The sequence below is a fragment of the Janthinobacterium sp. TPC_1 genome, from assembly GCF_056037845.1.
In genome coordinates this window covers 1,732,547-1,751,712 of record NZ_CP195157.1, presented here as the reverse complement: position 1 = coordinate 1,751,712, position 19,166 = coordinate 1,732,547, and the positions used below count along the sequence as shown (strand labels likewise).

Below are 19,166 nucleotides of genomic sequence, written 5' to 3'. Positions count from 1 at the left end.
CGCGAGTTTCCCGTAGGCTAGGTGGCATGACGCGACTCTTCCTCTGCCTGCTGATGCTGTGCGCCGTCCCCGCGACCGCGCTGGCGCAGGCGCCACGCCTGGACAAGCTGAAGGTCGACGTCAAGCGCATCGAGGTCGACGGGCAGCGCATGTATGAAGTCGATGCCAGCGGCAGCGTGCAGGCGCCGCCGGCGTCCGTGTGGAAGACCCTGACCACCTACGAGCGCATGAGCGAATTCGTGCCCGACCTCAGTTCCTGCCGCGTGCTGTCGCGCAACGGCAATGAAGTCATCATCGAGCAGCAGGGCATGGCGCGCTTCCTGTTCATGAACCACCCCATTCACCTGGTGGTGCGGGCCACGGAAACGCCGTTCACGGCCATCGACATCGCCCTGATCTCGGGCGACATGCGGCATTACGAATCGCGCTGGAATCTGTATCCCGTGCCCGAGACGGGCGGCACGCGCATCGTCTTTTCCAGCCGGCTGATGCCGGGCTTCTACGTGCCAGGCATGCTGGGCACGACCATGATACGCGGCGATATCGAGCGCATGATGGCGGCCGTACTCACCCGCATCGACAGCCAGTACGCCGATAAATCAGGCTAAATACGTATCGCGGTCGCGGATTTCCGCGAAGTTTTCCAGGCTGCCCAGCTTCACCGTGACGGGGTTCAGCTCTCGCTTGCGGCTGCATCGAGCGCCAGGCGAACAGCCATTCCTGCTCAAACGCTTCGGCGCGCGTCTTGGTGAAGGCGGCGCCCAGCGCGGCGCGCTGGCCGTATTCGACCAGGCCATCGATGCCTGCCCAGCTGGGCAAGGTGCGCTGCACGGCGCGGTGCAGGCGTTCGCCGAATTCTTCCGTATTGTGGATGATCAAACAAGCGTCGGCCGGGGCGAACAGGTCGAACAGTTGCTTGTCCCACACTTGCGAAAAGCTCAGGGTCAAACAATTGCCCGCGGGCATCAGGCGGAACTGGCCCAGGCTCAAGGCCAGCTCGAGTTCGCTGCGCTGGCCGTAGCGGTGCAGGGTGGGGGGACGTTTGTAATCGTGCATACGGGACTCGTTCTTCAATAGTAGGGTAAACCGGCGCGCCGCCTAGCGGGGCGGGCGGATATGGCGCCGGATGCGCTGGGCCCTGGCAGCCAGGTAAATTTCGCGCAGTAAATAAATAAAAAAAGCCGATCAGGCAAATCACGGCCAGCACAAAGAAGGCCGCGATGTATTTATCCAGGGTCAGGTTCAGAATATCGCCCAAAAACAGCATGGCGATGATGACGCAGACGAAGAAACCGCACGCCGTGCTGAGCGAAATCGAGTAATTGATCAGATGGGTACGCTGATACAGGGTATCTAGCTCATCCATATAGAAATCGTTGTAGCCGATGTCGAGCCGGTCTTCCAGCACGCGCGTGCGGTCGATGATGCGGCCCAGGCGGTTGGTCAGCACCACCAGCATGGTACCGATACCGGTCAACAGGAAAACCGGCGCAATCGCCAGCTGGATGATATGGCCGATGTCGCCGATCTGTATGTTCATGGATAAAAAGTCGTGGGTTCACACCGGCGCCCGACCGTGGCGCCAGCACAGGCCATAGTGTAGCAGGTGGCGCACGCCGGCTGGCTGCTTTGCCAACCGGCGCGTTGCAAGGTCATGCGAAGCCGCGCCCCGGCACGAAGCGCTCGGTGGCGCGCACCAGCGCCGAAGCGATGCCGTGCTCGAGCGCGCCATGGCCCGCGTCGGGAATCATTTCCAGCTGGGAACCAGGCCAGGCTTGCTGCAAACGGTAGGCCGACAGCGGCGGGCAGATGGCGTCGTAGCGTCCCTGCACGATAACGGCCGGCAAATGCGCGATGCGCCCCATGTTGCGGATCAGCTGGTCTTCCTCCATGAAGCCCAGGTTGGCCATGTAATGCGATTCGAGCCGGCCCACGCCCAGGTCCAGCGCGTCGTTCGGCGCATCTTCCGGCTGCGGCATCAGGTACACGCGGCGGCCTTCGAAGCGGCTCCAGGCGCGCGCGGCGGGCCAGTACACGGCGGGATCGCTGCTGAGGATGCGTTGCACGTAGGCGGCCAGCAGGTCGCCCCGTTCCTCTGCCGGAATGGGGGCGGCGAATTCCTCGTACAGGTCCGGATAAAACCAGCGCACGCCTTCGATGAACCAGTCGATTTCCGCCTGCGTGCACAAAAAGATGCCGCGCAGCACGAATCCGAGGCAGGCTGCCGGATGCGCCTGGCCATACGCCAGCGCCAGGGTCGAGCCCCAGGAACCGCCAAACACCAGCCATTGGGCGATGCCGAACCGGGTGCGCAGCGTTTCGATGTCCTCGATCAGCAGCTGCGTCGTGTTGTTGCGCCATTCGCCCAGCGGCGTGGACTTGCCGGCGCCGCGCTGGTCGAACAGGATCACGCGGTAGCGCTGCGGATCGAAGAAGCGGCGGTGCTGCGGCGACAGGCCCGCGCCCGGGCCGCCATGCAGGAACAGCACGGGAATGCCGTCGGGGTTGCCGCACTCTTCCCAATAAATGGTGTGCACGTCATCGACGGCCAGCATGCCGTGCCGGTTCGGCGTCAGGGCGGGAAACAGGGGGGACAAAGAATCGGGCATGGCGGTCCTTGGAATGGCGGTCAGGGCGCCAGGCACGATTCCTGGCAACTGTTCCAATTATAGTGCGCCCGCCGGCTCAGGCCAGCAGCAGGGGCAGGCGGTTCGACGACTTGATTTCGCGCATCGACAGGCTGGACTGGATTTCCGCCACGCCGGGCAGGCGGCGCAGCACGGTCGAGACGAATTCGCCATACGCTTCCAGGTCGCGCGCCACCACTTGCAGGAAATAATCGGCTTCGCCCGCTACATTGTGGCAGGACAAGATCTCGGGAATGGTCGCGATGGCTTGCTCGAACTGCGACGGCTGCTCGCCGCCATGGTTGGCAAACACCACGCGCACGAAGGCCACCAGGCCGATGCCCAGCTTCTTGCGGTTGAGCAAAGCCTGGTAGCCGGTAATAAAACCCTCGTCTTCCAGGCGCCGCAGGCGGCGCCAGACGGGGGTTTCGCTCAGCTTCAAGCGCTCGGCCAGGCGCGCGTTGGACAGCCGTCCTTCATCCTGCAACAGCCTGAGTATCTGCAAATCGGTGGCGTCGAGGCTAACTTCTGAAATTTTCATCTAATTTTTGTTTTTATAGGAGTGGAATCTACCCGAATACTAGGGCATGCAGGGCAGGAAAAGCAAGCACATTTCATCACGGCGAGAACATAATGGGGCCCGGCGAGCATGCGGCAAGCTGCCGTTGCTCCCGCCCTTACTTTTTGCCTGTGACCGAACTGCGCCATGTCCGATTCTACCTTCCTGATGTACCTGCTGGCACTGGCCGGCGCCTTTTTATTACCGGGCCCCGACATGGCGCTGGTGCTGGCGACGGGCGCCGCGCGCGGCGTGGCCACGGCGCTGGTGACGGCGCTGGGCATCGCCGGCGCGCGCGCCGTGCACGTGGCGCTGTCGGGCGCGGGCCTGGCGGCGCTGATGGTGACGCATCCGCAAGCCTTGCAGTGGGTCAAATGGGCGGGCGCCGCCTACCTGCTGTACCTGGCGCTGCGCCTGCTGCAGTCGGCCCTGTCCACCAAAACGGCGCAGGAAGCGGCCGCCCCCGCCACGGCGCACGGCGCCCGCGCCAGCCTGGTGCGCGGCTTCCTGACGAATCTGCTCAATCCGAAGGCACTGCTGTTTTGCAGCATGTTCCTGCCGCAATTCGTCACCGGCAGCGAGCAGGTCGGCATGCAATACCTGCGCCTGGGCGCTGTCCTGGTGCTGGTGGGCTTGCTGTTCGACGCCCTGTACGCCGTGCTGGCCGCGCGCCTGGCGCGCCGCCTGCGCGGCAAACCTTCGCCTTACGGCAAGTTCGTGCTGCCCACCGTCTTCGTGCTGCTGGCCGGGCGGCTGGTGCTGGGCTGACTTTTCAGCGGCGGCGCGCCGCCGGCAAAGAAGGCGGGGTAATCGCGCAACAGGCTGCGTTCCAGGTCGTTGACCTTGCGAAATTGCCGCAGGGCCGGCGCCATGGCCCGCCCCGCATCCCAGCTGCGCCAGGCATTGGCCGCATCGAATTGCGCCAGCAAGGCGTCGCCCAGGTCCTGGTACACGGCCGCCATCTGCGGTTTTGCCTGCAGCACTTGCAGATACAAGGCCGTCGCTTGCGGCCATTGCCCCAGCTTGGCGCGCAAATTCCCCTCGAACAAGGCCAAGACGGGCTGCTCCAGCCCCGTTTGCTTTCTCAATTCCTGCACGCTGGCCAGCGCGGCCGCGATACCGTCCTGATCCTTGGCCAGCAATCCCCGCGTCAAATCATGGATGGGCTGGCATTCCTGCATGGCTAGTATCTGCTGGGGCGACAGCTTGTCGACCAGTTCGCCCGTGGAAAAATGATCTTCCAGCATGGTCAGGAAAGCGTCGAAAGGCTGGTCTGCGGCAAAGAGTTTTTCCGCTTCGGCCCGCAGCGCAGGGTGGGCCTGGGATCCCGGCCGCGGCAGCAGCGCCGCCTGCGCCAGCACGCGCTCGAGCGGGGACGCATCGGCCGCCAGCGGACGGGGCCGGTAGGCGGACAAGGTGTAGGTGGCCGGTGCACCCGCCGTCATGGCGCTGATGCGGAACTGCCGCGTCACCGTGCCGCCCACCTCCTGGTAGTGCAAGGTGAAGGCGGCGGGAATGCGCTTGCCGTCGGCCAGCATCTTCAGCACCAGCGGGTGGCCGCCCCAGGTGTAACGCAGGAACTGGGCAAACGCCGTCGCGTCGTCGCCGCTGACGGGACTGCCGGCGATGCCCAGGCGCAGCAGGGGCTGCCCGTCAAGCGACCACAGCACGGCGCCGTCGAGTACTTGAGGCACGAGCGCGCCATGCCGCTTGCCAGCGAGCACGGACAACGCTTGCTCCTCGTACACGGGCGGCGTGACGTGAGCTTGCAAGCCGCCAGCCTCAAGCGCGCCGGCCATGCCCTTGCGGTGGCCGATCTCGATATGGCGGAAGCCTGCCACGTCGAACAGCGAATACGTATCGTAGGTGGACGCCGCCGTATCGATGACATGGCGGCGGCGCGTGGCAAAGTCGAGCACGGACAAGCGCTTGCCATCGCGCACGCTCAGGTAATGGGGACCCAGCACGACATCGCTTTCCTGAATATCGCGCGCGGGCAGGCTGGTTTTCACGCCAGGCTGGTTGACGCGCTCGGTCGTCACCGTAACGTGGAACGCGACGCTGGCCTGGGCCGCGCTGACGCCCAGGAAGAGAATGGCGGCCACGCTGGCGCGGCGCAAGGCGGGAACTAGGGTCATGGAGATGATGCAGTGGAGAAATACTGATTCTAAGGCAAATCCGGCGATCTCCTTGTTTTGCTGGCAAGCATAAAAAAAGACAGCCGCAGCTGTCTTTTTGTTTTACCTCAACACCGGTTACGACATGTGCTGGCCGCCGTTGATCGAGATATTCGCGCCCGTGACGAACGCTGCCTCATCGGAAGCCAGGTAGGCGACCAGGCCAGCCACTTCTTCCGGCTTGCCCAGGCGCGCCATCGGAATTTGCGGGATGATTTTGCTGTCGAGCACTTCCTGCGGAATCGCCATGACCATCTTGGTGCCGATGTAGCCTGGCGAGATGGTGTTGACGGTGACGTTCTTGCGCGCCACTTCCAGCGCCAGCGACTTGGTGAAACCGTGCATGCCGGCTTTCGCGGCCGAATAGTTGGTCTGGCCGAAGGCACCCTTCTGGCCATTCACGGACGAGATATTGATGATACGGCCCCAGCCGCGTTCCACCATGCCGTCGCAGACGGGCTTGGTCATGTTGAACACGGAATCAAGGTTGGTGCCCATCACGGCATCCCAGTTCGGCTTGTCCATCTTCTTGAACGTCATGTCGCGCGTGATGCCGGCGTTATTCACCAGCACGTCGACAGGACCGATTTCCGCTTCCACGGCCGCCACGCAGGCCGCTGCCGAATCGTAGTCGGCCACGTCGCACGGATACGCCTTGAAGTCATAGCCCATGTCCTTCGTCGTCGCCAGCCAGTCAGCGACCTTCGGATTGCCTGGGGAATATGTGGTCACCACGCGATAGCCGAGCGCCGCCAGCTTGAAACACACCGCTTCGCCCAGACCGCCCATGCCACCAGTTACCAATGCAACTCTTGCCATTTTTCATCCCCTCAGTGTCGTTCTATTGCCAAAAAGTTAATTATTTAAATACAGCGATCCAAAACTGCCGCATGACGGCGGCGTACCGCACCGTACCAGGCCGCCACGCATTGCGCGTAACGGCCCAAGTTCGGTGTCAGCGATTAATCACGCTCAATTGCCAGAGCGACGCCCATGCCGCCGCCGATGCACAATGCGGCCAGGCCTTTCTTGGCGTCGCGGCGGATCATTTCGTGGATCAGGGTGACCAGGATGCGCGCGCCCGAGGCGCCGATCGGGTGGCCGATGGCGATCGCACCGCCGTTCACGTTGATCTTGCTGGTATCCCAGCCCATTTCCTTGTTGACGGCAATCGCTTGCGCGGCAAACGCTTCATTGATTTCCATCAAGTCCAGCTCTTCATGCGTCCAGCCGGCCTTCTTCAGGCACAGGCGCGAAGCGGAGACGGGGCCCATGCCCATGACGGCCGGGTCCAGGCCCGACGAGGAGTAGGCCTGATGCGTGCCAGCGGCTTCAAGCCCAGTTCCTTCGCTTGCGAAGCGGACATCATGATGACGGCGGCGGCGCCATCGTTCAGGCCGGAAGCATTGCCGGCCGTGACGGTGCCATCCTTGGCGAACGCGGGGCGCAGGCCGGCCAGCGATTCCAGGGTCGAACCGGGCTTGATGTATTCGTCGCTGTCGAAGACGACGGTGCCTTTTTTGTTGGCGATTTCCAGCGGCAGGATTTCATCCTTGAACTTGCCCGCCTTTTGCGCCGCTTCCGCCTTCAGTTGCGACTGCAGCGCGAATTCATCCTGTTCGGCGCGCGTCACTTCGTATTTCTTGGCGACGTTTTCCGCCGTGATGCCCATGTGGTACTGGTTGTACACGTCCCACAGGCCATCGACGATCATGGTGTCGATCATCTTGAAGTCGCCCATGCGGAAACCGTCGCGCGAGCCGTTCATCGCGTGCGGCGACGCGCTCATGTTTTCCTGGCCGCCGGCGATGATGATGATGTTGGCGTCGCCGCACTTGATCGCTTGCGCCGCCAGGTGCGTGGCCTTCAGGCCGCTGCCGCAGACCTTGTTGATGGTGAAGGCCGGGATGGAGCTGGGCAAGCCAGCCTTGATGACGGCCTGGCGCGCGGCGTTCTGGCCGACGGCAGCCGTCAGCACCTGGCCCAGGATCGCTTCGCCGATCAGGTTCGGGTCGATGCCGGTTTGTGCCAGCAAGCCCTTGATTACATGCGCGCCCAGTTCGGACGCAGGAATCTTGGCCAGACTGCCACCGAATTTGCCGACTGCGGTACGGCCGGCGGCCACGATTACGACATCATCCATTTATTTCTCCGATATGCTGGCCACGAGGGCCAAGGTCAAGGTGCTAATAGAATCCAATTGGAATCCAGTGAATCCGGGAAGACACAGCAAGCTGCGTTTCATTCTAGCGCGGCATGCGCCGCAGTTCCAGCGCCGCACCGCTGGCGGCGGCGATGACAGCCTGCTTGCGGTGGCGGCGGGCAACCTGGCGCGGCGGATAGCCGCTGCCGGGCCGCAAAACGCTTACGCCTGGCGCGCAGGACGCGTGTTTTTATTTTTATCATACCCTTCATCGGCGCCGCCGAAAGTGGTTTTTAGAAAATTATTGAAGGGAATAATCAGGGGCACGGGCGTTTGCTTTACCACCTGCAACAGCTCGCCAAATTTTTGACGCGATGCAGCAAACTCACCCTTTGTCACAGTGTCGAATTTCTCCTGGGTTTCTTGAGCAACATCCTTTGCCTGGCGGCCATATGCACCGATGCGTTCGATGGCCAGTTGCGACTGCGTGCGCGACAGTTGCAGCAGCGCTTGCGGGTCCTTCACGGACAACAGCTGATTGCCCGCTACCGTAGCGGCAGCCAGCGCCGTGCGGGCCGCATCGATCTGCAAGTCCAGCACGCTGGCACCGCTGTCGACGGCGGCCTGGGCATACGCTTGCGCAGCGATCAATTGTGCTTCCACCACGGCCTTGCCGGCCAGTGCCCATTGTTCGGAAAATGAAAACATGTCGTTCCTCCCCAAAGAGTAGGCGACGCCATGTTGCGCCGCACAGTACTCAACTGTAAGCGGTGGTTCATTGCTGAACCTTGATATTTATCAAGCTTTGCTGTTGGTTTGTTTCCAATTCAACGTTGATCAGGACAACAACTTGATACCGTCGAGCGAGGCTGCGCACTGTTCGCGTATCACGCTGACGAAATCGCGCACATACGCCTTGTCCTGCAACGGCTCAGGCACCGACACATACAGGTCGCTCCACAAGCCGTGCTCGCCCACCGGGCGCGCCACCACATAATCGTAATCGACGTAATTCTTGATGGCCCAGTTCGGCAAGGCGGCGATGCCGCGCCGGCTCGCCACCAGCTGCAGCACGGCCACCGTCAATTCCGCCGTGCGGCGTTCAAACTGGATCCCGGCCGGCCGCAGCACTTCGCGGATCAGGTCGATGCGCTCTTCCGGCACGGGATAGGTGATGATCAGGGTCTCGCCCGTAAAATCGCTCGCCGCGAGGCGGCGCTGCGCCTGCAGCCGGTGCTTCTGCGCCATCACCACCAGCATTTCAAAGCGGAACAGGGGAAACACGGTGAAATCGGGGCCGTACGGCGAGCCAATGACCAGGTCCGCCTCGCCCGAGCGCAGCAAGTCCGCCGGTTCGCTGTGAAAGCCGGAGACAAGATCGATCTCCACTTCCGGCCAGCGCTGGCGGAACGCATCCATCACGGGCATGAGCCAGTCGAAACAGGTATGGCATTCGAGCGCCACGCGCAGCTGCCCCTTGTCGCCCTGCGACAAACGCGCCACGTCGCGCTCGGCCAGCTCGATCTCGGGCAGCAGCTTGTCGGCCAGCTCCAGCAGCCGGCTGCCCGTGGCCGTAAACGCGATCGGCATCGACTTGCGCTCGAACAGGGGCGCCTTGTAGCGCTCTTCCAGCAAACGGATCTGGTGCGACAGCGCCGACTGGGTCAGGTTGAGCAGTTGCGCGGCGCGCACCAGGCTGCCGGAAGAACGCAGGGCACTCAGGGTGCGCAGGTGGCGGATTTCTAGCATCGGGGAAATGACGTCTGTACGTGAATTATTTTCATGTTATTCGGCAAAATGTTTCGTTTTGATTATAGACCAAGTTGCCGCACACTCTAGCGCATTCACATTAAATCTCGATGACATCATGACCATTCGTACCCACATCCTTGGCTTTCCCCGTATCAGCGCCGCGCGCGAACTGAAACGGGCGCTGGAAAGCCACTGGCGCGGCGAGGTCTCCGAGGCGGCCCTGGAGGCGACGGGCCGGCAACTGCGGGCGCGCCACTGGGCCCTGCAAAGGGACGCGGGCCTGGCCTGCGTCACCGTGGGCGACTTCGCCTTCTACGACCAGGTGGCCAGCCATATACAGCTGCTGGGCTGCGAACCGGCGCGTTTCAACTTTACGCCGGAGAAATCGCCGCTGGCGCGCTATTTCACCATGGCGCGCGGCGCGGACGCGCACGCCGCGCATGCCGGCTGCGGCCACGCGCACCATGCGCACGCCGCAGGCACAGCCGCGCTGGAAATGACCAAGTGGTTTGACACCAATTACCATTACCTGGTGCCCGAATTATCGCCGCAGACGCAATTTTCTCTGGCCTGCGAGCGCCTGCTGGCGGAAGTGGCCGAGGCACAGGCGCTGGGCCACGAGGTCAAGGCGGCCCTGATCGGCCCCCTCACCTTCCTGTGGCTGGGCAAGGAAAAGACGCCGGGCTTCGAGCGCCTGGCCCTGCTGGAACAATTGCTGCCCGTCTACGGCGCCCTGCTCGACCGCCTGAAACAACAAGGTGTGGCCTGGGTGCAGCTCGACGAACCGATCCTGGGCCTGGACTTGCCCAATGCCTGGCGCAGCGCCTTCGAAAGCGCCTACTGGCAGCTGAACCAGGTGGGCGTGAATATCCTGCTGGCCACGTATTTCTCGCCGCTGGAAGAAAACCTCAGCCTGACGTGCCGCCTGCCCGTGGCCGGGCTGCACGTGGACGGCATCCGCGCGCCGCATGAACTGACCAGTGTGACGGACTGGCTGCCCGCGCATAAAGTCTTGTCGGTCGGCATCGTCGACGGGCGCAATATCTGGCGCACCGACCTCGACGCGGCCCTGGCCGTGCTGCAGCCGCTGGCGGCCAAACGCAACGGCCAGCTGTGGCTGGCGCCGTCGTGCTCCTTGCTGCACGTGCCGTTCAGCCTGGAAGCGGAGACGGACCTCGATGGCGACATCAAGAGCTGGCTGGCGTTTGCCACGGAAAAACTCACGGAACTTGCGCTGCTGAAAGACGCACTGGAAGGCCATCCCGACGATACCGCGCTGGCGAGGTCCCGCCGGGCCATCGCCAGCCGCCGCGCCAGCCCCCGCGTGCACCGTGCGGCGGTCGCGCAGCGCCTGCAGACGCTGTCGCCCACCGCCGACCGCCGCGATTCCGGCTTCCCGCAGCGCCAGGCCATGCAGCGCGCGCGCCTGCGCCTGCCCGACTTCCCGACGACGACCATCGGCTCCTTCCCGCAGACGGCGGCCATCCGCGCCGCCCGCGCCAGCCATCAACGGGGCGAACTGGCCGTGGACGAGTATGAACGGCAGATGCGCGCCGAAATCGCCCACGCCGTGGCACGCCAGGAAGCGCTGGGCCTGGACGTGCTCGTGCATGGCGAAGCGGAACGCAAGGACATGGTCGAATATTTCGGCGAGCAGCTCGACGGGTTCGCCTTCACGCGCCACGGCTGGGTGCAATCGTACGGCTCGCGCTGCGTCAAGCCGCCCGTCATCTACGGCGACGTGCAGCGCCCGGCCGCCATGACCGTCGCATGGACGGTGCACGCGCAAAGCCTGACGGATAAACCCATGAAAGGCATGCTGACGGGGCCCGTCACGCTCTTGCAATGGTCGTTCGCGCGCGACGACCAGCCGCGCGCCACGACGGCGCTGCAAATCGCCCTGGCCATGCGCGATGAAGTGCAAGACCTGGAAGCGGCAGGCATCGGCATCATCCAGATCGACGAGCCGGCCATCCGCGAAGGCTTGCCGCTGCGCCGCGGCCAGTGGGACGCCTGCCTGGACTGGGCCACGCGCGCCTTCCGCATCGCCGCTTCCGTGGTCAAGGACACGACGCAGATCCACACGCACATGTGCTACGCCGAGTTCAACGACATCCTGCCGCAGATCGCCGCCATGGATGCGGACGTCATCACGATCGAGACGAGCCGCTCGGACATGCAGCTGCTGACGGGCTTTGGCCAGTTCCAGTATCCGAACGAAATCGGCCCCGGCGTGTACGACATCCACTCGCCGCGCATCCCCACAACCGTCGACATGGTGAAATTGCTGCAAAAAGCCAGCGCGGTCATTCCGTCAGCCAATTTATGGGTGAACCCGGACTGCGGCTTGAAGACGCGGGGCTGGGCGGAAACGGAGGCGGCCCTGAAAAATATGGTGGCGGCGGCGCGCCAGATGCGCGCGGCTTGAGCCAGGAACAGCGCCGTCAGGGCGCATGTTGGGCTGCTTTCGGGGCGGCGCACCGGTTTTCCGGGGCGCCGCCCGTTTTTTTTGACCTGAAGTAGGTGTTGCCCTGCGGAATAGCACACTCCAGGCCCCTGATGCTGATTTTTTTGCAGTAGAATGCAAGAAATTTACTGCTCCCATTGTTGCCGTACGGAACATCTGGCCTGCCGCAGTTTCACTTTGATAAATGTTTATGTCCAAAAGCCCGTCGCAGAAGCCTATCGAAATCAAGATTTCCACCGTCGTTGCCGTTTCCGCCATCATGCATAGCGCCGATACGCAGGCACTCGATGCCGCCTTGCGCGACATGACGGGGGGCGTGGCCGATTTTTTCGAGGACGACCTGGCCGTGCTGGACGTGGCCGATTTGCCGCCTGGCAGCACGCCCATCGACTGGGCCGGCCTCGTGGCCCTGCTGAAAAAATACCGTTTGAATGCCGTGGCCGTGCGCAATGCGCCCGCCGACATGCATGACGCCATCCTGGCGCAAGGCCTGAGCCTCGACAGCGGCAAGACGCGCGACGATGCGCCGCCCAAGGATGGCCCCAAGGATTCCGCCACGGCCGCCGCCCAGTCGGGCGCCGAAGCGCAAGTGATGGTGATCGACACGCCCGTGCGGGCCGGCCAGCGCATTTACGCGCGCGGCTGCGACCTGATCATCACCGCCGTCGTCAACAATGGCGCCGAAATCATCGCCGACGGCAGCATCCACGTGTATTCCTCGCTGTACGGCCGCGCGCTGGCCGGCGCCTCGGGCAATCCCCAGGCGCGCATCTTCGCGCTGGCCATGGAACCGGAACTGGTCTCGATCGCCGGCGTGTACCGCACGTTCGAGGATGGTTTCCCCCCGGAAATGGCGCGCGGACCCGCGCAAATTCGTTTGGCTGGAGACAGAATCGATATACACTCTGTCAATCCGGTCACTCCCGTGAACCGCTCTTAAGCTGCACAATTCAAGAGATATCTGAAAAGGATTATTTGTGGCAAGAATTATTGTTGTGACGTCCGGCAAGGGCGGTGTCGGCAAGACGACCTCTAGCGCCAGTTTTTCCACTGGCCTGGCCATGCGCGGCCACAAGACAGCCGTGCTCGACTTCGACGTGGGCCTGCGCAACCTCGACCTGATCATGGGTTGCGAGCGCCGCGTCGTCTACGACCTGATCAATGTGATCAATAAAGAAGCGACCCTGAACCAGGCCTTGATCAAGGACAAACACTGCGACAACCTGTTCATCCTGCCCGCGTCGCAAACGCGCGACAAGGATGCCTTGTCGGAAGAAGGCGTGGAACGCGTGTTGAACGACCTGATCAACATGGGTTTCGAGTTCATCATCTGCGATTCGCCGGCCGGCATCGAACATGGCGCGCTGATGGCGCTGACCTTTGCCGACGAAGCCATCATCGTCACCAACCCGGAAGTGTCGTCGGTGCGCGATTCGGACCGCATCCTGGGGCATCCTGCAAGCCAAGTCGCGCCGCGCGCAGACGGGCGGCGAGCCCGTCAAGGAACATTTGCTGATCACCCGCTACTCGCCGAAACGCGTGGAATCGGATGAAATGCTGTCCTACCAGGACGTGCAGGAAATCCTGCGCATCCCGCTGGTGGGCATCATTCCGGAATCGGAACAAGTGCTGGCCGCCTCGAACCAGGGCAACCCGGCCATCCATTTCACGGGCACGGACGTGGCGCAAGCCTATGAAGACGTGGTCTCGCGTTTCCTCGGCGAAGAGGTCGAGTTGCGCTTTACCAACTATGAAAAGCCTGGATTACTCCAGCGCATTTTTGGGGCGAAGTGATATGGCCTTGCTTTCTTTCCTGTTCCCCCCCAAGCCGAAGACGGCCACCGCGGCCAAGGAACGCCTGCAGATCATCATCGCCCGCGAACGCAGCGGACGCGATGGTCCGGACTTCCTGCCCGCCCTGCACAAGGAATTGATCGCCGTCATTTCCAAGTACACCAAGGTGAATGCCGACGACATCAAGATCTCGCTGGACCGCCAGGGCAACCTGGAGGTGCTCGACGTCAACGTGGTGCTGCCGGACGCGTAAAACCTACTCCGGCCTGACCGTAAGCAATTCCTGCGCCACCGCGGCGCAGGCGTTCACGTGCTGGTTGCCGATCTGGCGGAATACGGCGTAGCCGATGGCTGCCGCCACCGCCTGGCCGGCGAACGGCACGAAGCGCGCCACCTGCTTGGTGGCAATCTTGACGCCACTGCGCTTGAGCAGGTGGAGGATCAGTTCGCGCGACACCAACTTTCCCACCAGCATGCCGCCCATGCCCACCGCCGCGCGGTAGGCCATCATCTTGAACTGCGGGTTCAGGCGCTCGATCTGCTCGGGCGTGAGGCCGAATTCGTGGTTGATATCGTTGATCAGCATGGAAAACAGGCCGACATCGGACATCAGGTCGATGCCGGGAATGGGAATGGCCGACGCGCCGGCCGACATCATGGCGCGCCGCTGCACCAGGCGCCGGCAACGTTCGCGCACTTGCTCGATTTCCGCATGACTGGCCGGTATCAGGGTCCAATCGGTAGTGCTCTTGTCTGGCATGGCCGCTTCTCCGCTGGTAGGGGGTAGATGAACAAGTGTAACGTAAAGGCTTGCGCTGCCGATTTCACTGGACACAGTTGCAATCTCTGTTATATTTCACTTGAGCATTCCTTAACATTACGATAAGCAGAGCAGACCGTCTGTTTGTTGCTACACACTCCAGCCCATTATGCGAATTGCCGTACTCGATAGCGACCATAGCCAGGCAGAACTGATCTGCCAGGTGCTCACCGCCGCCGGCCACGCTTGCCACGAGTTTCAGAGTGGCAAGGAAATGCTGGGGCAATTGCGCAAGGACAGTTGCGACATGCTCATCCTCGACTGGCATGTGAGCGATCTGGACGGCGCCGAAGTCTTGCGCCGTGCCCGGGAAAAACTGGCGCCCAAGGCGCCCGTGTTGTTTATGACCAACAGTTCCGGCGAGGACGACGTGGTGGCGGGCATGACGGCAGGGGCCGACGACTACATGATCAAGCCCCTGCGGCGCAGCGAACTGACCTTGCGCACCCAGGCGCTGCTGCGCGTGGCCTACCCGGCCCAGAATGGCGCAGAGAACTTGCAATTCGGTCATTACACATTTGAAACCCGCCCCGGCCGGCTGCTGAAGGATGGCGAAGTGCTGGACGTGACGCACAAGGAATTCGCCCTGGCGCTGCTGTTTTTCCGCAACCTGGGCCGCCCCCTGTCGCGCGCCTACATCCACGAAGCCGTGTGGCAACGCGACACGGCCCTGCCCTCGCGCACCATGGATACCCACGTTTCGCGCGTGCGCAACAAGCTGCAGCTGAAACCGGAACACGGCTACCGCCTCGTGCCCGTCTACAGTTATGGTTACCGTCTGGAAAAACTGGGCGGCTGAACGGCGGCAAACGGCTGACCTGCTCAAAGCGCGGGCACAAAAGCGTTATAATGTCGGCATAAGTCATCCCAACAGCCCTGAAATGCAACTGCTCGCCGTCGGTCTCAACCATACCACCGCCCCAGTGTCGCTCCGCGAACAGCTGGCGTTTGCGCCTGAGCATCTGGGTTCGGCGGTGATGGCGGCGCGTACCTGGTTCCAGCGCATCGATCTGCGCGACAACGACGAAGCGGCCATCCTCTCGACCTGCAACCGCACGGAACTGTATGCGGCCAGCCATGTGCCGAACCCGCTCGACGCGGGCGCGCATTTCCTGGCCGACTACCACAAGCTCAACTACAGCGAGCTGCGCCCCCACTTGTATATGCTGCCGCAGCACGATGCCGTGCGCCACACCTTCCGCGTCGCCTCCGGGCTCGATTCGATGGTGCTGGGCGAAACGCAGATCCTGGGGCAGATCAAGGACGCCATCCGCACGGCCGACGAGGCGGGCGGCCTGGGCACGTATCTGCACCAGTTGTTCCAGCGCAGCTTTTCGGTGGCCAAGGAAGTGCGCAGCAGCACGGAAATCGGCGCCCACAGCGTGTCCATGGCGGCCGCCGCCGTGCGCCTGTCGCAACGCATCTTCGACAAGATCGCCGAACAGAATGTGCTGTTCATCGGCGCCGGCGAAATGATCGAACTGTGCGCCACCCACTTTGCCGCACAAAATCCGAAAAGCATCACGATTGCCAACCGCACCATGGAGCGCGGCGAGGAACTCGCACACCGCTTCAACGGCACGGCCATCCGCCTGGCGGACCTGCCGGAAAAGCTGCACCAGTTCGACATCGTCATCTCGTGCACGGCATCGTCCTTGCCGCTGCTGGGCCTGGGCCTGGTCGAGCGCGCCATCAAGGCGCGCCGCCACAAGCCCATGTTCATGGTCGACCTGGCCGTGCCGCGCGACATCGAGGCGGAAGTGGGCCGTTTGAACGACGTCTTCCTGTACACGGTCGATGACCTGGGCAAGGTCGTGCAGACGGGCCTGGAAAGCCGGCAAGCGGCCGTGGCGCAAGCCGAGGCCATCATCGAGACGCGCGTGCAATCGTTCATGAGCTGGGTCGACGACCGCGCCATGGTGCCCGTCATCCAGCATTTGCATGAAAACAGCGAATCGTTGCGCCTGATGGAAGTGGAACGGGCGCGCAAGATGCTGGCCAAGGGTGCCGACATCGACGCCGTGCTCGAAGCGCTGTCGAAAGGCTTGACGGCCAAGTTCCTGCACGGCCCGCAGCAGGCGCTGCACCATGCGCAAGGCGACGAGCGCAAGCAGCTGGTCACCCTGCTGCCGAAACTGTTCCGCCCCCGCCGTTAGCGCAGCCCCGCTGGCCGCCCGCGCGGCCGCCCCCCCTGCCCCCGCCTGCCGGGCTTGCATCATCCCTACACTCTTTTTACCGCGAATCGCTATGAAACCATCCATGCTGGCCAAACTCGATCAACTGGCGAACCGCCTGGTCGAACTCGACGAACTGCTGATGCACCCGGACGCCACGTCGAACATGGACAGCTACCGCAAGATGACGCGCGAGCACGCCGAACTGGGCCCGCTGGTGGCCCTGTACCGTTCCTACCAGGAAGCGGGCAACGATATTGCGACAGCGCAAGAGATGCTGTCCGATCCGGACATGAAGGAATTCGCCCAGGAAGAGATCGAGGCGGCGAAAGCCACCATGGCGCAGCTGGAACGGGAACTGCAGACCATGCTGCTGCCGAAGGACGTCAACGACGAGCGCAATATCTTCCTGGAAATTCGTGCGGGCACGGGCGGCGACGAATCGGCCCTGTTCGCCGGCGATTTGTTGCGCATGTACACGCGCTTTGCCGAGCGCAACCGCTGGCAGGTGGAACTCGTGTCGTCGTCGGACTCCGACCTGGGCGGCTACCGCGAGGTGATCGTGCGTATCGTCGGCAATGGCGCGTATTCGAAGCTGAAATTCGAGTCGGGCGGCCACCGCGTGCAGCGCGTGCCGGCCACGGAAACGCAGGGCCGCATCCACACCTCCGCCTGCACGGTGGCCGTGATGCCGGAAGCCGATGAAGTGGAAGACGTCAACATCAACCCGGCCGACCTGCGCATCGACACCTACCGCGCCTCGGGCGCGGGCGGACAGCACATCAACAAGACGGATTCGGCCGTGCGCATCACCCACTTGCCGACCGGCATCGTCGTCGAATGCCAGGATGACCGCAGCCAGCACAAGAACAAGGCGCAGGCGATGAAAGTGCTGGCCGCGCGCATCAAGGACGTGCAATTGCGCGAACAGCAGTCGAAGGAAGCGGCCACGCGCAAGAGCCTGATCGGCTCGGGCGACCGCAGCGAGCGCATCCGCACGTACAACTTCCCGCAAGGCCGCCTGACGGACCACCGCATCAACCTGACGTTATATAAACTGGATTTCATCATGGATGGGGATTTGACGGAACTGACGAATGCCTTGGCGGCGGAGCACCAGGCGGAGCTGCTTGCCGCGCTGGGCGATTAAAAAGCGTCCATGGCGGCGTTGCATCGCCTGGCCGTACATTCGTACTGCCTGCGGCGCTGCGCCTTGCCCTGAACACTTTTTAAAGCGCCCAGCCAGATCAAGGGTTTAAGTAGCGGCTAAGCAATAAAAATCGGCCCTTGTGCGAAAATGACCAGCTCGATTCCATCCACCTCACCGTGTCGCCCATGAAAAATTCACGCACCGTCCTCCTGTCGATCGCCGCCCTGTGTTTCCTGATGCTGGGTGTGGCCATGTATTTGCAGCATGCCATGAACATGGCGCCGTGCCCGCTGTGCGTGATCCAGCGCTACCTGTTCCTCGCCATCGGCGTCGCCTGCCTGGCGGGCGCCGCCGCCAACCGCCCGAAAATCGGCGCCGGCATCGGCGTGCTGGCGGCCCTGGGCGGCCTGGGCGTGGGTACCAAGCATTTGTACGTGCTGGCCAACCCCGGCTTCTCGTGCGGCATCGACCCGGTGGAAACGGCGCTGAACAAGATTTTCACGGCCGAACTCATGCCTTTCATGTTTGAATCGTATGGCGCCTGCGAAAATGCCGGCGAGCCGTTTTTCGGCCTGTCCATCCCGCAATGGGCGTTCATCTGGTTTGCCATTTTTACCGTAGGCCTGCTGTGGACACTGCTGCGCCGCAAAAAATAATAGACTATTCATGCCAGAAACACTGATACCCGCCGGCAGCACTGTCGGCGCCCTGCAAATCCGTCCGCTGCTCGATCCGCTCGACAACCGCATCCTGCTGGGCCACGCGCTGGGCCTGTCGCGCGTCTCGCTGATCACGCAATCGGAGCGAGTGCTCACTAACGAAGAAATCCAGCGTCTGTCAGCCTTGCTGGCGCGCCGCCTGCAAGGCGAACCGATCGCCTACATCGTCGGCCAGCGCGAATTCTTCGGCTTGCCCTTTGAAGTCAACGAGGCCGTGCTGATCCCCCGCCCCGACACGGAAGTGCTGGTGGAACTGGCGCTCGAGCGCCTGCCGCCCGGCGGCCGGGTGCTCGACATGGGCACGGGCAGCGGCGCCATCGCCGTCGCCCTGGCCTACACGCGGCCGGACGCCGTCGTCACGGCCCTGGACGTGAGCAGCGCGGCGCTGGCCGTGGCGCGCCGCAATGCCAGCGCCAACGGCGTCAACATCACCTTCATGGCCAGCGACTGGTTCGAGGCGCTGGGCACGGAAAAATTCGACCTGATCGTCTCGAATCCCCCCTACATCGCCAGCGGCGACCGCCACCTGGCCGAGGGCGACCTGCGCTTCGAGCCGGCCGGCGCGCTGACCGACCATGCGGATGGCCTGTCGGCCCTGCGCACCATCGTTGCCGGCGCGGCGCGCCACCTGGCGACGGGCGCCTGGCTGCTGATGGAACACGGCTATGACCAGGCGGCCCAGGTGCGCGAGCTGCTGGCCGCTGCCGGCTACAACAAAGTGCAAAGCTGGCGCGACCTGGCCGGCATCGAACGAGTCAGCGGCGCCCGCCTGGGCTGACCGCGC

17 protein-coding genes and 4 pseudogenes are annotated in these 19,166 nt (G+C 63.1%); 11 read left to right on the top strand and 10 right to left on the bottom strand.

Features of this window, described 5'->3' with window-relative positions; genetic code table 11:
• Positions 1–26: 26 nt before the first annotated feature.
• Positions 27–608 (top strand): SRPBCC family protein, encoded by a 582-nt coding sequence (locus tag ACQVLG_RS08515; RefSeq protein ID WP_474293945.1) that lies wholly within the window; start codon positions 27–29, stop codon positions 606–608.
• Here the strand turns inward: ACQVLG_RS08515 and ACQVLG_RS08510 are convergent.
• The 4 genes and pseudogenes from ACQVLG_RS08510 to ACQVLG_RS08495 all read right to left on the bottom strand — a co-directional run bounded on the left by ACQVLG_RS08510 (position 600) and on the right by ACQVLG_RS08495 (position 3,168).
• Positions 600–1,056: pseudogene (locus tag ACQVLG_RS08510) on the bottom strand (hypothetical protein). The gene ACQVLG_RS08515 and the pseudogene ACQVLG_RS08510 sit on opposite strands and share 9 nt — an antisense overlap.
• 42 nt (positions 1,057–1,098) lie before the next feature.
• Positions 1,099–1,540, bottom strand: a pseudogene (locus ACQVLG_RS08505) (DUF2721 domain-containing protein).
• Between the two features lie 112 nt (positions 1,541–1,652).
• Complete coding sequence (pip, locus tag ACQVLG_RS08500; protein WP_474293943.1) at positions 1,653–2,609, bottom strand: prolyl aminopeptidase; 957 nt, start codon at positions 2,607–2,609, stop codon at positions 1,653–1,655.
• 76 nt (positions 2,610–2,685) lie between these two features.
• Positions 2,686–3,168: an Lrp/AsnC family transcriptional regulator gene (locus ACQVLG_RS08495; RefSeq protein ID WP_076564899.1), complete on the bottom strand. Its 483-nt coding sequence runs from the start codon at positions 3,166–3,168 to the stop codon at positions 2,686–2,688.
• Positions 3,169–3,333: 165 nt separating this feature from the next.
• On the opposite strand from ACQVLG_RS08495, the gene ACQVLG_RS08490 reads away from it, so the two are divergent.
• Positions 3,334–3,954 (top strand): LysE family translocator, encoded by a 621-nt coding sequence (locus ACQVLG_RS08490; protein ID WP_474293941.1) that lies wholly within the window; start codon positions 3,334–3,336, stop codon positions 3,952–3,954.
• On the opposite strand, the gene ACQVLG_RS08485 is transcribed toward ACQVLG_RS08490, so the two are convergent.
• From ACQVLG_RS08485 to ACQVLG_RS08465, 5 genes and pseudogenes are all read right to left on the bottom strand, one after another.
• Entirely contained in the window at positions 3,891–5,324 is a 1,434-nt protein-coding gene (locus tag ACQVLG_RS08485; RefSeq protein ID WP_474293939.1) for a hypothetical protein, read from the bottom strand. The genes ACQVLG_RS08490 and ACQVLG_RS08485 overlap by 64 nt on opposite strands.
• A 117-nt stretch (positions 5,325–5,441) precedes the next feature.
• Positions 5,442–6,182 (bottom strand): acetoacetyl-CoA reductase, encoded by a 741-nt coding sequence (gene phbB / locus ACQVLG_RS08480; RefSeq protein ID WP_474293938.1) that lies wholly within the window; start codon positions 6,180–6,182, stop codon positions 5,442–5,444.
• A gap of 143 nt (positions 6,183–6,325) precedes the next feature.
• A pseudogene (locus tag ACQVLG_RS08475) lies at positions 6,326–7,506 on the bottom strand (acetyl-CoA C-acetyltransferase).
• 222 nt (positions 7,507–7,728) lie between these two features.
• Positions 7,729–8,214, bottom strand: a complete 486-nt coding sequence (locus tag ACQVLG_RS08470) for a phasin family protein (protein WP_230540183.1) — start codon at positions 8,212–8,214, stop codon at positions 7,729–7,731.
• Positions 8,215–8,343: 129 nt separating this feature from the next.
• Positions 8,344–9,255 (bottom strand): LysR substrate-binding domain-containing protein, encoded by a 912-nt coding sequence (locus ACQVLG_RS08465; protein WP_474293936.1) that lies wholly within the window; start codon positions 9,253–9,255, stop codon positions 8,344–8,346.
• Between the two features lie 118 nt (positions 9,256–9,373).
• Between ACQVLG_RS08465 and metE the strand changes: the two genes are divergently transcribed.
• From metE to minE, 4 genes and pseudogenes are all read left to right on the top strand, one after another.
• Positions 9,374–11,686 carry a 5-methyltetrahydropteroyltriglutamate--homocysteine S-methyltransferase gene (gene metE / locus ACQVLG_RS08460; protein WP_474293934.1) on the top strand — a complete coding sequence of 771 codons (2,313 nt, stop codon included), beginning with the start codon at positions 9,374–9,376 and terminating at the stop codon, positions 11,684–11,686.
• A 229-nt stretch (positions 11,687–11,915) separates the two neighbouring features.
• Positions 11,916–12,665, top strand: a complete 750-nt coding sequence (gene minC, locus ACQVLG_RS08455) for a septum site-determining protein MinC (protein ID WP_230540180.1) — start codon at positions 11,916–11,918, stop codon at positions 12,663–12,665.
• A gap of 37 nt (positions 12,666–12,702) precedes the next feature.
• Positions 12,703–13,519, top strand: a pseudogene (minD, locus tag ACQVLG_RS08450) (septum site-determining protein MinD).
• A 1-nt stretch (position 13,520) separates the two neighbouring features.
• Positions 13,521–13,772: a cell division topological specificity factor MinE gene (gene minE / locus ACQVLG_RS08445; protein WP_034752886.1), complete on the top strand. Its 252-nt coding sequence runs from the start codon at positions 13,521–13,523 to the stop codon at positions 13,770–13,772.
• A 3-nt stretch (positions 13,773–13,775) separates the two neighbouring features.
• Here minE and ACQVLG_RS08440 read toward each other — a convergent pair whose 3' ends face one another.
• Entirely contained in the window at positions 13,776–14,279 is a 504-nt protein-coding gene (locus ACQVLG_RS08440) for a YcjF family protein (RefSeq protein ID WP_230540179.1), read from the bottom strand.
• A gap of 169 nt (positions 14,280–14,448) precedes the next feature.
• Here ACQVLG_RS08440 and ACQVLG_RS08435 point away from each other — a divergent pair, with 169 nt between their 5' ends.
• The 5 genes from ACQVLG_RS08435 (at position 14,449) to prmC (ending at position 19,160) form a co-directional block, all read left to right on the top strand.
• Positions 14,449–15,138, top strand: coding sequence for a response regulator transcription factor (locus tag ACQVLG_RS08435; RefSeq protein WP_230540178.1), 690 nt, complete (start codon positions 14,449–14,451; stop codon positions 15,136–15,138).
• Positions 15,139–15,220: 82 nt separating this feature from the next.
• Positions 15,221–16,495, top strand: a complete 1,275-nt coding sequence (hemA, locus tag ACQVLG_RS08430) for a glutamyl-tRNA reductase (RefSeq protein ID WP_230540177.1) — start codon at positions 15,221–15,223, stop codon at positions 16,493–16,495.
• A 91-nt stretch (positions 16,496–16,586) separates the two neighbouring features.
• The gene (gene prfA, locus ACQVLG_RS08425; RefSeq protein WP_152257601.1) at positions 16,587–17,663 is read left to right on the top strand and encodes a peptide chain release factor 1; all 1,077 of its coding nucleotides are present in this window, start codon (positions 16,587–16,589) and stop codon (positions 17,661–17,663) included.
• Positions 17,664–17,848: 185 nt separating this feature from the next.
• Positions 17,849–18,319 carry a disulfide bond formation protein B gene (locus tag ACQVLG_RS08420; protein ID WP_474293930.1) on the top strand — a complete coding sequence of 157 codons (471 nt, stop codon included), beginning with the start codon at positions 17,849–17,851 and terminating at the stop codon, positions 18,317–18,319.
• A 10-nt stretch (positions 18,320–18,329) separates the two neighbouring features.
• Positions 18,330–19,160, top strand: coding sequence for a peptide chain release factor N(5)-glutamine methyltransferase (gene prmC, locus ACQVLG_RS08415; RefSeq protein WP_474293928.1), 831 nt, complete (start codon positions 18,330–18,332; stop codon positions 19,158–19,160).
• Positions 19,161–19,166: the final 6 nt, after the last annotated feature.